This window comes from Bacillus sp. LL01 (assembly GCF_001037965.1).
Map to the genome: position 1 here is coordinate 17144 of NZ_LFEL01000006.1, position 14038 is coordinate 31181.

10 protein-coding genes are annotated in these 14038 nt (G+C 36.2%); 4 read left to right on the plus strand and 6 right to left on the minus strand.

Features of this window, described 5'->3' with window-relative positions; all coding sequences use genetic code 11:
- Positions 1 to 36 precede the first annotated feature (36 nt).
- The 6 genes from AB685_RS16935 to AB685_RS16960 are packed head-to-tail and all read right to left on the minus strand — an operon-like array spanning position 37 to position 8859.
- On the minus strand, positions 37 to 942 hold the full coding sequence (locus AB685_RS16935; protein ID WP_047971798.1) for a PD-(D/E)XK motif protein: 906 nt from the start codon (positions 940 to 942) through the stop codon (positions 37 to 39).
- Complete coding sequence (locus AB685_RS16940; protein ID WP_241773329.1) at positions 939 to 2309, minus strand: DNA cytosine methyltransferase; 1371 nt, start codon at positions 2307 to 2309, stop codon at positions 939 to 941. The genes AB685_RS16935 and AB685_RS16940 overlap by 4 nt, the downstream gene beginning before the upstream one ends.
- Positions 2284 to 2979 (minus strand): hypothetical protein, encoded by a 696-nt coding sequence (locus AB685_RS16945; protein ID WP_053073860.1) that lies wholly within the window; start codon positions 2977 to 2979, stop codon positions 2284 to 2286. The genes AB685_RS16940 and AB685_RS16945 overlap by 26 nt, the downstream gene beginning before the upstream one ends.
- A gap of 11 nt (positions 2980 to 2990) precedes the next feature.
- Positions 2991 to 3938, minus strand: coding sequence for a hypothetical protein (locus AB685_RS16950; protein WP_047971799.1), 948 nt, complete (start codon positions 3936 to 3938; stop codon positions 2991 to 2993).
- Positions 3935 to 6049, minus strand: coding sequence for a hypothetical protein (locus AB685_RS16955; protein WP_053073861.1), 2115 nt, complete (start codon positions 6047 to 6049; stop codon positions 3935 to 3937). The genes AB685_RS16950 and AB685_RS16955 overlap by 4 nt, the downstream gene beginning before the upstream one ends.
- Positions 6049 to 8859, minus strand: a complete 2811-nt coding sequence (locus tag AB685_RS16960) for a Z1 domain-containing protein (RefSeq protein WP_047971800.1) — start codon at positions 8857 to 8859, stop codon at positions 6049 to 6051. Before AB685_RS16960 ends, AB685_RS16955 begins: the two co-directional genes overlap by 1 nt.
- 927 nt (positions 8860 to 9786) lie before the next feature.
- Between AB685_RS16960 and AB685_RS32130 the strand changes: the two genes are divergently transcribed.
- The 4 genes from AB685_RS32130 to AB685_RS16980 all read left to right on the plus strand — a co-directional run bounded on the left by AB685_RS32130 (position 9787) and on the right by AB685_RS16980 (position 13450).
- Positions 9787 to 10014 (plus strand): single-stranded DNA-binding protein, encoded by a 228-nt coding sequence (locus AB685_RS32130; RefSeq protein WP_241773330.1) that lies wholly within the window; start codon positions 9787 to 9789, stop codon positions 10012 to 10014.
- 22 nt (positions 10015 to 10036) lie between these two features.
- Positions 10037 to 11095, plus strand: a complete 1059-nt coding sequence (locus AB685_RS16970) for a DNA cytosine methyltransferase (RefSeq protein ID WP_047971801.1) — start codon at positions 10037 to 10039, stop codon at positions 11093 to 11095.
- Positions 11096 to 11109: 14 nt separating this feature from the next.
- Positions 11110 to 12318, plus strand: coding sequence for a DNA cytosine methyltransferase (locus AB685_RS16975; RefSeq protein ID WP_047971802.1), 1209 nt, complete (start codon positions 11110 to 11112; stop codon positions 12316 to 12318).
- An 88-nt stretch (positions 12319 to 12406) separates the two neighbouring features.
- Entirely contained in the window at positions 12407 to 13450 is a 1044-nt protein-coding gene (locus AB685_RS16980; protein WP_047971803.1) for an HNH endonuclease, read from the plus strand.
- Positions 13451 to 14038: the final 588 nt, after the last annotated feature.

Here is a 14038-nt window from a genome sequence, read left to right on the forward strand (position 1 = left end):
AAGCTGGTATATATTTTTACTTCTTTTTAAAAATTATTATAAGCTTTCATAATTTATGCCACTCAAGTCCAATTTATAGGTTAATTGGATAACTGAGTCCGGAATCTTATTATCCTTAAAAGAGTTGGAAGTAATTGCAGGGAATTCATGGTCTATTTTATACTTTCTCATCTCAAGTAATTTATATTTCTCCATTCTGGAGCTACTCCCTGCTTCGAATCCTAGTTTCTCCAGTTTTCTGTTCAAATTTCCTCTGTCAGCACCGATTAATACTAGATTCTCGACTACTTCATTTATTGAGACACCAAGCTCAGAACTTTCAAAGCGACAAAAAATAAGATGTAACTCATTATTAGTTGATTGAAGTTGGAACTGGCCGTTGATCGTTACTACTGTTTCATACTTGTTAATAGTCGACTTTACTTCAAAGCTTCCATTTTCCATTTCAAGATCATGGGAACCACCATCCGGACCACTCCAAATGGGGTCTAAATTATTTTCTAATAAATATTGAAAAGTTACTAGCTCACCTAAAACACTATAAGCTGATTTGTTTTGTAAAGCATTCCCAAGCAAGGCTCTCCATCTCTCCCACCAGATTAACGGATTATTCATCATTTCGTCTCTATAAGAACCATCAGTTCCCGGATCCGCAAACTGTGCACAAATGGAGGCAAATTCATACCGTAGGGATTCGATTGTACTCGTTAAAAGTAATAACGGCTGTTCAATGCCTCCTATTACCATGGTATTTGTCCAGAGCCTTACATCTGAGAATTTTTCCGAAATCTCCAGATCTTTTGGTACCGCAATTCCAATTCCATACCAATCATTGGTACGAAGAACCCATGTTGGAAAATCATTACTAATACATTCTATTTCTCTTGCTTTATTTCTTTGTGTTTCAGCAAATAATTTTCTGATTTCACTTATCAAATTCATAATTTCACACCTGTCTTTGTAAAAACATTTGATAAAGCCTCAGCAATTGCTTTTGATAATAAAGGGGGTACCGCATTACCTATCTGTTTAAAAGCATCACTCATTGGGCACTGAAACTTAAAGGCATCCGGGAAAGATTGAAGTCTTGCTGCTTCTCTTACAGAAATGCCTCTTGGCTCACAAGGGTGTAAATGACTATATGTATCTACACTTAGATGGGCCACCAAGGTATGAGAGGGTTTTAAAGGATCCAGTTTTTTCCATTTGCTGAAAAACTTTTCCCGGTCATAGGGAGGAACAATGGACTTTCTTAATTTTTCATAAGCTTCCGAATCTGAATTACTATTAATCGCTAGAGCTCTGCATGCTTCCTCAAGTAGCCGCTCCGCAATGATAGAAGCAGCTCTGTAATCATCACCCGGCTTCATTCTATCAAAAATGGGAAAGTCCCTTATAGTCTTCCTAAAACCTAGATTAGTAACATTTTTGAGTTCATACCCATTCCATGTTCTCATCAATTGTTGATAATCATTTTGTATTTCGGTCTCATAGGGTTTATAATTTAACGGTTCGTACAGGACATATTTACTCTTGTAAGAAGGAAACAAAGATGGTAGATCTGAAAGAGCATCTTCTACTGTTACCCATTTTGGCAAGTCACACGAAGTTTCATTAGGATAGATAAAATTAGGGAATTGTTCAAAATTTTTAAAGCGCGACTGCCCTGGTGTCAGTCTGTTATCCGGTGATTTATGTGTCGGGAATGGCAAGACTATCCCGTCTGCCTCCGATTTTTTTACGGCAATCACAAATACCCGTTCCCTTACTTGTGGGACCCCGTAGTCAGCTGCATTTAGTATTGTCCATTTGGCATGATATCCTTTTTCCTCCAGAGTGTCACAAACAAATTGAGGAACGTTTAATCCACCATAATTGACAGCCTCAGGGACATTTTCCATGACGATGGCACGGGCGTCCAGCTCTAATCCTATTCGGATAAAATCTTTAAATAAATATCCTCTGGAATCGCTGGTATGCGCCCCCCCCAAAGAACGAAGTTTAGCTTTTCCAATCTGAGAGTAAGCTTGACAAGGGGGTCCACCGATAACTATACAACCTTTCTCTCCAATTGATGTCGAAAACACCTCCGGGTTAAGTTGCGTGATGTCTCCACAATCATGTTTTCCTTCTTCACCAAAGGCAGAATATAGATTGAAGGAAGCGGTTCTGGATGCAGAATCCCATATATCCATACCATGGGCTATTTCAAACCCTGCTGACTTGAATCCGAATCCCAGTCCCCCACATCCGGAGAATAAATCAATGATAACTGGCAATTCTTTATTCATTTGAATCAAAATACTCAAACAACTCCTTTACATATTGCGCCTCTCCTCCCAGTAAAAGAGCCGGTTCGATAACTTTTACTCTTGCCGTGTTCAGTTTCATTACCTTTCTAAAGATTAAATCAGTCCTTTTCTTTTTATCAGGCGAAAGCTGGCCAAAGTATTGCATGATTTCTCTATATAAATCCACCCTATAACCAAGGCGTCCTGATCGTTCTATTAGTTGAACAATTTCATCGGTTGTATTATCTTTCAAGATATCTAGAGTAGAATGTATATTACCCTGCCACGACAGATGGATGTACCACCATAATGTTTTAAGCCAGATTCTTCGTGATTCCTTCCAAAATCGAATAGGATTGTTCCCCCATCTTAGATGAACGATATCAGGTAGCACTTTAAGAGATAAGTGTCTCCATACCCCATCGTCAGAGGCGTTCCTCACTGTAAATCCATTTTCATGGTTGAAAATCTCATATAATTTAGCTCCGAAATAAACATCCAGTTTATATTCATTCCCTTTTATCTTTTCCCTTGGAATATCGTTCTCTAAGAGAGTCATTTCAAAGGCATCCAGTACCTTATTTCTGATATTTTGATACTCTATATCGGGATTCGTAACAGGAGCGTCCTCCCCCCATCTATCCATGATACCTACTGACTCAGCCTTACTTAATGTTTTCCACTTCATAGTATCCCCTCTTAAATTCTATTGTCAAAATCCTTCCTGATTGATAGAGCAAGGCTTTCAGGTGAATGGACATCCCAGTTAAAAGTCGTAATAAAGTAATTGACAGCCTGTCCAATACTTCCCGGCTCAAGGTCTTCTCCTTTTTTAATTTCCTCCCAATAATCACTTTCGCGTACTTTTTGAATAATGATTTGTAAGGCACTCGCAATAATGTCAAGAAGAAGAGGAGATTCCTTTAGGCCACCTTCCATCTTTATAATTTTATAATTGGCATGAGCTTTATTGATACAGATTCTGACACTTTCTTCATCAAATGCGTCCTCGGTTGGATCATTCCATTGACAGTTTACCCACCACAACGGTTGGGAAGGTTCTGACACTTCAACAATCGGAAACACACTGCCATTTCCATCAATTACGAGAGTATATTCATCCAAAACACCCAGGATAATACCTGCTTTATTGGCAAGGTGGATTTCATTCGGTTCCCTTATACCGGTTGTTTTCATATATAAGACCGTCTGTAAGCTAATGCTTCCTTTCAACTGGCCTGCAGGAAATTCTTTATTTAGATTAAAGGTATAAGGAAAAGGCGTTTTGCTATTAAAGTCCGCTATTATATGAATCCCCCTTTGATTGGAAGCTTTTGAGGTCCATAGTAACGCGATCCCAATTTCATCCTCTCCTCCAGCAATACCATTCTCACCAAATAAAAATTTTGGAACATTAATAGTATACGACCTTTTTACACAAAGATTAAAACCATCCGGCTCCCACACATTCTTTTCATCTCTAACTTGTAACTGTGAGTTTCTACCGGTACTGTCCGCCGGTACTGCATCGAGAGCATTGCTAAAACCACCCGATGTATAACTAAGTTCAAACAATCCTAATTCATAGCCAATTTTCTCAAACAGATCCTGTGTTAACACAGGAAAAAAATTCAGTTGAATACTCATACGCTTACACCTTCTACTTCATCCACTATTAAGTTGCCTTGGACACTGTCATCTTTGACAGAGAAGTAAGCACTACCGCTGATTACATGACCCTCAGCCTTAGGAACCAAAATTCCAATTCCAAATGGTATATTATAAATATTTGAATTTAATGTTCCAAATTCAAATTCACTGAATAAAACAGATCGGTTTTTGTCATTCAATTCAAGTGTATCTGTCTTCAAAAGAGAAGTTCTGCCATGCTTTATACTGGTAACTTCAAGTTTTTCCAATCTAATAGGAAAGGGCTTTCCAATGACATCCGGGTTTTCCCACTTCTCTGAAGAAATCCCCCCTGATTCTGAAACCACCTGAAGTTCCAAATGAATTTTCTTTGCTTTCTTACCGCACCGTAATTCAAAATCAACCTTCATCATATTGTTAATGTAAGAGGGACTGCCGGATATTTTTAGAGAAAGTGACCGCGAATTTCCGCCACCTGCACCTCCATCTGCTCCACTGCCACCTTGTCCTCCTCCTGCTTTATTCCCAAAATTTTCAGGAGGTAACAGTATATCTGCAAGTACCCTGCCAAGTCCGATATTTCTTCTGGAATAAGTCTCAGTCTGCTTTTCTGAGTATTCATCACTGATGCTCTTTCTTACCTGTCTTTGAATCTTCGAAACTATGTTCAATCGATTAACACCGATATTCCAGTCATACCAAGAGGTATGATCCGCTTTTTCACTCTTGCGGATATACTCTTCCAAGGTGATTTTTTTTTCATTAATCTCAAGTTCATTATCAGAATTAGTTACAAATAAACCGACGATAAATTCATTCGTTTTTGTCTTGGGTATACCCTCTGTCCAGTTGCCAGTTGTCTCATAACCTACAATCATTCCCGGTTTGCGAATATACATGACTATTGGTGAATTTAAGTCCGATGTGATGTCATTTTCGTTAATCTGGATAAACGGATTCGGGTTATTGTAAGGTGGAGTCATTAAAAGTTGTACAGAAGTAAGCTTTACGTATGCCAAATAGCCTGCACAACCACCTTTAGTAAATACTCTCTTTAAATTAATATCTTTGAAATGGCACGGAATACCCGTTAAAATGTCTTTTTCTTCAATTTTATCGTTTAACACTATCCTATTATATAAACTCTGGACCACTTTAAACAGAGGGAGCATACTGTCATAGTGGATAGCTTTTTCATCAACCGTTGCCTTCAGCCATTTGCCGTTTTTGTAGTGCTTATTTCCAATTCTAGGTGCATACCATCTTTGTAAGGCAACACCAAGATAATCATGAATGTTGCTGGTCCACCATGGCTTCTCACGAGTTTCTTCATGATCATCATTATAATTCATAATAGTTGTGGTGCTTAACAATAGTTCCTCATTAATAAACGGTATAATTACTGTAGTTCCTGTTTCATCCTCTTGATAGGGTTCTGTGTTAAACACTTTGAGTATGGTGTGAATTTCGTCTTCATCTGTTACCGGTTTTGTAGAATTGTTTCCAGCATCCTGCCCCCACCAGGCAATTCCCCTTTGAGGTTTCCCCTGCATTTTGGGAATCACAGTATTTACCTTCTCTTCATCTTCAACAAGACACGCTGCCAGTCTAGAAACTAGTTTTCCGTTTGCATCAGTTGTTCTAGTGTAATAGATAACAAGCCCTATTCCAATACGAAAGTAAATAGTTTTGCCAAGACCCCAGGATCCACCTGCACCTTCCTGTTGTTGAGGCATACTGATTTCGTATATAAGTTTTAAAAGGTTTCCAAAATGATTATCCGTCAACTCTGTATAATGAATAGGACCCGTTAGACCTGTTGTATTGCTGTCCTTAATTACTATACATTTTTGAGTTTCTTCTGGAAACTGTCTGTTCAGGTTATCCCCCACACCATCAAAATGTGGAATCATGCTATCTTTTACAAATTCCTTTACCTGGAAATCCATTTTCACAAAATCTCTGTCTTTACGTGCAGCATCCAGACTATTTTGGACAGATTCCCTGATCAGCAGATCCAAAGTTGGCATATCATTATTTTGAATAAGTCGTAATAAAGAACTCCCCCGTTCAGACATTCGGGCATGTTCGGCTATCTCTATTCTCATTATGTTTCCCCCAAATCATCCTGTTGTTCTTTTGGAAGTTTTACCGTTAAGGCTCTGGCAAGGTTGGTTGCTCGTTTTATTCCCGGTATATATATACTAAGACCAATTAAGTCCTCGTTGGCATTTAAATCAGCACGGTCCTTACTGGTTGCTTTTGAATCTTTATCAATTCGGTAAATTAGCAACTGAGGTGTCTTATCACAGCCTGCCTCTGCTCTGTATTTATCTGTATCCTTAATTGATCCCGCTTCCACTATACCTCGTGACTCTTCTGATAAAAGGTCCAAATCAATATCGGCCAGCAGATCTTTAGGTGCACGTAGCACACCTATGTTTATGGAATCGCTAGTTGCATGACCATTATTTGTTTTTCTTGAACGTGTAATCTTATTAATTGAGCCGACGGAGAGCTTCCATTCTTTATGGCTGCCATCCATAGCCGGTTCATTTACTTTACCTATACCGGAAACAACAACATTCCAAGGCTTCAGCTCTGCTTCTGAACTAACCTTTGACACCCATTCACAGAAGGCTTCCATTTGGTTAAATACTCTTGACCTTGGGTGGAAAATAAACCTGCTTAGCATTTGTTCACGAATCATTTCAAAGGAAACACTCTTCCAAACAAATGAGTTCTTGTTGTGAGATATTTCACCATTACCAAGGTTGTTTAGAAAGTCTTCGGTAACGGTTATATTGTTTTGAAGGATCTCTTTATCGTTATGGAAGACAACTGTCTGATTGCTCGTGCCTGTAAAGTCAAGATCAACTTCTACGGCACCCTGCATTTTATTTCCGCTTGTAATTCTCATCCATGACACTTTCGGTGTGTTTTTCACCCTTGGACCATACGCCGTGGGGTCTGCACCAGCTACCATAAATTTATGAAGGTCTTCTCTTAGTTCGACTTCCAGTTCTGCAAGAAATTCAAATTTTTCAATTGTTTTTTGTGTCATCCAGATACGCGGTAATAATTCATACCCTTTACGATAGCCAAACCACCTGCCCATCTGCATCAAGGAATCACCAAGGCCGGAAGATCTCAAGAAGTAAGTGCTTGTTAAGCCTTCTATTGTTAGACCACGGGATAACGTACTGCCTCCTACTACAATAAAGGCTGGTGCTTTTTTAGGATAATCCTTGCTTTCAGGGTCAGGGTAGGCAAGTCTCACAAACATATTATCATCATTTACGCCGTTATTCGCACAGTTATCGATGCATAAGTGAATACCATTATGATATTTCAGCTCATCATCATCCCCTAACTGAATATGAGAGATTTCTTCTAGAAGGATTTCAACTTCAGATATCATTTGTTTGTACTCAGGATAATCTGGTATTTCGTTATCTGATTTTCCGTATTCCGGATATTGTTGTCTGAAATTTTCTTTTGTAAACGCATTTGTTTCTCTCCGCCATATTTCACGGCATAATCCGAGAATTTCATTATGATTATCTTCATCTTTCAGCCATGCTTGAATACTATCTGATACTCCTTTGTGGTGTGCCTGCTTTTGACTTGTGTGAATTAGCATACTAACCGGTTTTTTATACCCATAAATTCTCATTGCAGAAACTGCACAAAAGTACCAACAAATGGATTCTTTGAAGCTATTTGGCAAATGGAACCATTCTCCATTATGTACCATTTTAATGATTTCTAGATCCTCATCACTGATAGTACGAACAATGTTCAGTCCATCCGAGTTTTCATGCCCTTCAATGCCAAATATCTGTTCAGGCCCAAAGTACTCATTGGATGTTTGAAGTGTCCTGATAAAGTTTCTTGGGTATAATGATTCCTCAGAAGCTTCGTTCAAGACATTGGCATATGGCGTAGCTGTGTAGCTGATATAATTCATCGCTTTTGCCTTGCTATATGAGTAGCCACCTTTTGCTGTTCGGCCTTCTACTAGATTTACAATCAATGAATTGATTTTTTTTCTCTCATTGTTGCTGATATCCCCTGTATTCACACTTGCCTGATCAGCTTCATCATCAATTATAATGATTTTCATCTGTTTATGCTTGTTTGTATCATATTGCATCCATTCAATCATATTTTTCAGTCTTGATCCGTTTTTTAAACAGACTGTAAAATATCTCATATTTGAGTTCTCTTCTAAACGAAGATCCTGTGCGCGCTGTCCCATTGGGGAATTTTTGGATAAATGTTCAAGTCCTGACCAATTAATATTGCCCGGACGGTTTAGGTCTTTTAACAATCTGCTCTGTGTCTGTTTTCGCAGATTTTCAATGGTCCCGGAAAGAACAGCAAAAAAGTTCCAACCCCAATCTGCTGCCATCGCCATAAGAGCTGCCATATTGGCTGTTTTACCAGATTGAACATGCCCGATTACAAGACCTTTAATCGGTCCTGTTTCAATTGTATCGTTATTTAACCTTTTTAAGATAGCGATTGTTGCTTTTTCAATTTCTTCTACAGCATCTTTTTTCCATCCTGATGCAAGAAGATGAGTTTTGTATAATTGCCAGGAAGACCGCGGATCTTCCGGAACCGTAACTTCACTGTCCTGAGAACTGTCAATGAGAATAGCAGCCGGCTGCCGCTCACTTAGCTCAACCATTCTCTTTTCAGCTTCTTTTTCCGATTCCACCAACTTATACCACGTTTCCGCCTCTAAGTTGGGCCAGAAATTATCCTCTATTTGCTGTTGGAGGAATGTGACGAGAACGGCTTCACTGCCTTTCCCAGCATATTTAATATTTTCCCAGCTTCTATTCTGCCTTCTTGCCCTAGTGATCCATTTTCGACAATCATCATATAATGGTAGATTGATATGTGCCATAGTACACCCCACTCGTTATTAAAAAAAGTATAAATTAATTAAAATTTTGTTAAGAATATGTCTTGCATAAATCAAAAATTGAATTCTATACACATTATAGCAAAAAATAAGTTAATATTTGTAATAATTATTAGACTACATCCTTTTTTGAAAATTATTTCAGAGTACGAATTATATACATCATTATAATAGAGAGAGTTTCGCGATCAAATTTAAATTTTACCTATTTCCACTTGCCAATTACTAATATTTCAAATACTTAGGGATTGTTAGAGGAGAGAATAAGAGAGTCTAGGGGATTGGGGAATTAAACCAAGAAAAGAAGAAAAGTATCCTACTTATTCGATACTCTGTTAGGGAGACTCAATATAAAACGCATAAAGCAATCCTATTGAAAGATTATATTCCCAAATGCGGTTATCATACCTCTTATCAACTGATATAGAAAATGCTGAGGCTACCCTATGCGATCCAATATCATATACTTCATGTATATCAAATGGAATACTAATAAACCAAAGAAAATCCACATACACCACATCTATATTTATAATTAGCTAATACTTCTCTACCAATAGTTTTTTTCTTTGGTTAAACAATTCCTACTTATAATTGAAGATAATGTCCAATGTTTGGTACTCTTTCTGGCCAAAAATTTTTAATAAATAAGAGTTTACGCTCTTTCATATATATTAAATATTAAAAAAAGGATTTACATCATTCACGAAGAGCCTAGTTTGACAGGCTTTTTGTGCTTCTATTAAGAACGAGATAAAAACTTTGCTATAAAGTATGTCGTTAAGATTTTCCTTTACTTATTTTCATAAGAACAAACATTCCATTTTACTATTTACTATTTTCTATTTTAACTATACTATAAGCTTATGCTTATACTTATACATATTTCTATTAAAAGGAGGTTTAATATTGGATTGTCTAAATAGAGCTATTAGAGAAATTCCAAACCTTAAAATAGGTGAAGAGTTTTTAATTAAAGACTTATTTAAAGGATACGAGTGGAATCGCCTAGGTATTGGTGAACGTCGAACATTAGGTTCGTTATTTTTAAATGAAGTTAAGAACGGTACATTAAAAAGTATTGTAATTGTTGCTAAAAAAAGCAGTGCAAATCAACAATTATATATGAAATTGTAAGAACTAAACTGGAGTTGAAATTATGAAAATTCAAAAACCAACAGTCATTGACATGTTCTGTGGGTGCGGAGGTTTGTCTCGGGGATTCATGGACGCAGGCTATGAAGTACTTCTAGGTATCGATAACAACACAGATGCATTAACGAGCTTTAAAGCGAATCATGGTAAAGCAATTGCAATGAACGGGGATTTATTCCAAGGGTCGACGATTTTAGAAATGGCTAGCTTAACCGATAATAAACAAATTGATTTGATTATTGGAGGTCCTCCTTGCCAAGGGTTTTCATTAACAGGGAAACGTGAAGAAGATGATGAACGAAATACTCTATTTAACGCTATGGTAAATGCAGTAGCATTCTTCCAACCCAAGGCATTTGTTTTAGAAAATGTCACCGGTCTTGCTACTTTATATAAAGGGAAAGCTCGTAGTGCTATCATTAAAGAATTTAGTCAATTAGGTTATACAGTAAACGAACAAGTTCTTTATGCACCTGATTACGGCATACCGCAAATTCGAAAACGTTTGTTTTTCGTTGGTCTATTAAATGGAAAGAAATTTGAATTTCCTGAACCTATTTTGACTCCCGACAAATATGTTACATGTGGAGATGCTATCAGTGATTTACATGACTTTACAGATGATCTAGGTAAAGAGGTAAGTGAATATCAATTTCCTCCTAAAAGTAAATACCAAATATATATGCGCAAAAATTCTACTCAATTATTGAATCATGTTGGTACAAAGCATACTGATCATGTTATCGATGTAATCTCTCAAGTCCCTGAAGGCGGAAACCATAAAGATTTACCTTCCGGTATAGGTGATAGTCGGAAATTTAATGAGGCATGGACTCGCTATCATCGTAATAAACCTTCAAAAACAATTGATACTGGACATCGAAATCACTTCCATTATGAATTTAATCGTGTACCAACTGTAAGAGAAAATGCTAGATTACAATCGTTTCCTGATGACTTCCGTTTTTTTGGAAATAAAACTCAACAATATAAACAGGTCGGAAATGCTGTGCCTCCTTTATTAGGCTATCACCTAGGTAAGAAATTAAAAGACTATTTATAAAGGAGTTCATCTAAATGAATTTTATTGATATTTTTGCAGGCTGTGGTGGTTTATCTGAAGGCTTTAAACAAAACCCCCATTATACTATGCTAGGAGCTGTTGAGTGGGAGAAACCCCAAGTTAATAACCTTAGAAAGCATTTAAAAAACAACTACAAAATGAATGACGCAGATGAACGTGTCATTCATTTTGATATTCAGCGCACTGAAGAATTAATCAACGGTTGGGATAATGATGTGGAATATGACTCTCATGTTGGATTAGATGCCTTAATAGGAGATACAAACGTAGATTTAATTATTGGTGGACCGCCTTGCCAAGCATATTCAGTTGCAGGTCGAATACGAGATGGAAATGGTATGCGAAATGACTATAGAAATTTCTTATTTGAAAGTTATATGAAATTGGTTAGACATTACCAACCTAATATATTTGTATTTGAAAATGTTCCAGGTATTCTTAGTGCAAGACCAAATGGAGAAACCCTTGTAACCGATTTGATTAGGGATGAAATTATTAACTCTGGTTACGAAATCGCAGATGATTTAAAATCATTTGCCCAATTTGATTTATCTGAGTACGGTGTTCCTCAGAAAAGAAAACGAGTTATAATAATCGGAGTAAGAAAGGGTTATAAAAATAATATTCAGGAAGCTTTACATCAATTTTATCTCGACATTTTACCACAATATCGTGAAAATATAAGAACCGTTCAAGATGCAATTAGTAACTTGCCTTCGATTATACCAGCAGAATCTGATTACATTTTAAATGGAAAGAGATATTCTCATGTTTTTAAAAATAATATTCCTAATCATATTCCACGTTATCATAACAGAAGAGATATTAATACATTTAAAATTTTATGTGAAGATATTGAGGCTGGTACAAATCAGTATATTACAACTCATGCTTTAAAGGAATTATATACTAAAATAACTGGGCACAAATCAAATATCCATAAATATCATGTACTACGTTGGAATCAGCCAAGCAATACAATTCCTGCACATCTATATAAAGATGGTTTAAGGCATATTCATCCAGATTCTACTCAATCAAGAAGTATTACTGTCCGTGAAGCTGCTCGTCTACAAACCTTCCCGGATGATTATAAGTTTATCTCAAGCTTGGGAGATAACTATAAAATGATAGGAAACGCTGTTCCCCCTTTATTTGCTGAAAAATTGGCATCTGCTCTAGTGGAATTTATAAATATTTAGTCAAAAGTACCTCAATCAATTACTGATGGAGGTATTTTTGGTATAATTGGTATAATTAGTTAAATGATTATACGGAGGAATGTTTTTTATGACTTACTTAGTAAAACGATTACAACACCAAGAACTTGGTAGTATTAATGATGCAAACGGCACCCCTTCAAGGGGGCGTTATCTATTCATGTCTAAAAACCCAGATTTCCTATCACATCTTCCATTTCTTTCACAAACAGTTTTAAACGATTATAGTATACTTACTTTAATCCCTTTATATAAAGATCGTTTTGAAAGAAATTATTGTACATTTGTTTATAATAACGATAGGTATCACATGGGAGGAAATGGTGGGCAACCAAGAGATGAATACCGGATCTATTCGAATCGATTCCTTGAAGATAACCAATGGTTATTTCAAAGAAACGATATAATTGTTTTAAAGCCACAGACTATAGAATTTAACAACAACGATGAAACATTTATCGAAACTGTTTATTTCGCGTACTTGGTAAATGATCATTCTAGTAATTTATATAATCAATTAAGTAATGAGATAGCTGCTTCCCCTATTAGAGGCAATTATGCTGTTGTACATGAAGAAATCCAAATAATAGAAAATAGAATTTTAGAAATAATGCAGACTCAAAATAATTACGGAGTTGAAAACGAAGTCAATGTATCGGGTCTTATCCAAGTATCAAATGATATCATAACCCGTAATAATAGTAGTCAAACAAATATTGATTCATTATTTTCCAATCAAGTAATGTTTCGGGATTTTGTTGCTGTTGGATATGATAATCTTTGTGCAATTACAAGACAAGTAATAAATTGTGGTCCCTATAATAATTTACAAGCTGCACATGTTTACCCTCGTAGTCATGGAGGTAGTTTCAGCCCCAATAATGGAATACTAATGAATAGAGACCTACATTGGGCATTTGATACAGGTTGTTTTACAATTAATGACGACTATACTATTAGAGTTCATCCACAAGTAGAAAGTGAACTGTTACATAACCTAAATAGGGAAAGTATTTTTGTTCCAACACAGGAATTTTTCAGACCTTCAATTGATAATTTGCATTATCATCAGCAAAATATTTATGGGATCTTTAATGATAGAGGTAGACTTTAGTAGAATGATATTTTAAAAGACAGATACCCCAACTTCGAGGTATCTGTTTATTTTCACTTAGAATTTAGTTCATGCATAATAACATTAACCTTCTGCGAAACACGTTGATATTTAACGTTTTCAAAACGGAGGTGCACTGCGATCAACCTTAAGCCAGTCTTTTTCAGCTTAGAAATACTCAATTTTGAAAGAAAGAAACTTTATTCAAATTCGACTAACCTCTATATTTCTAAAAACTCCTTACTTCCTTATAATTAAAAACTAAAAGCATTTTGATGTATTATATATAGAATCATTTTTATCCACGCACTAATTATTCAAACAATCATATTTCTTAATTATATAATGAAATGTACCAAAGTCCTTCCACTCAATCAAATTGTCAGTAATTTCATTATAGCAATTAGCGTGATATACGGAGTTTATCATGTCTAATACAACATTTTCTTTTAAACTGATTTTACACCTACACAATGTACAATTAATTTTCACCCTTAATTCCCCCTTGTTTAGGATTGTTTTATCTTGATACATATGGTGGTTTTCAAGATACTTCCTTTCTGTTTTTATTCTCCGTAAGCTTTTGCA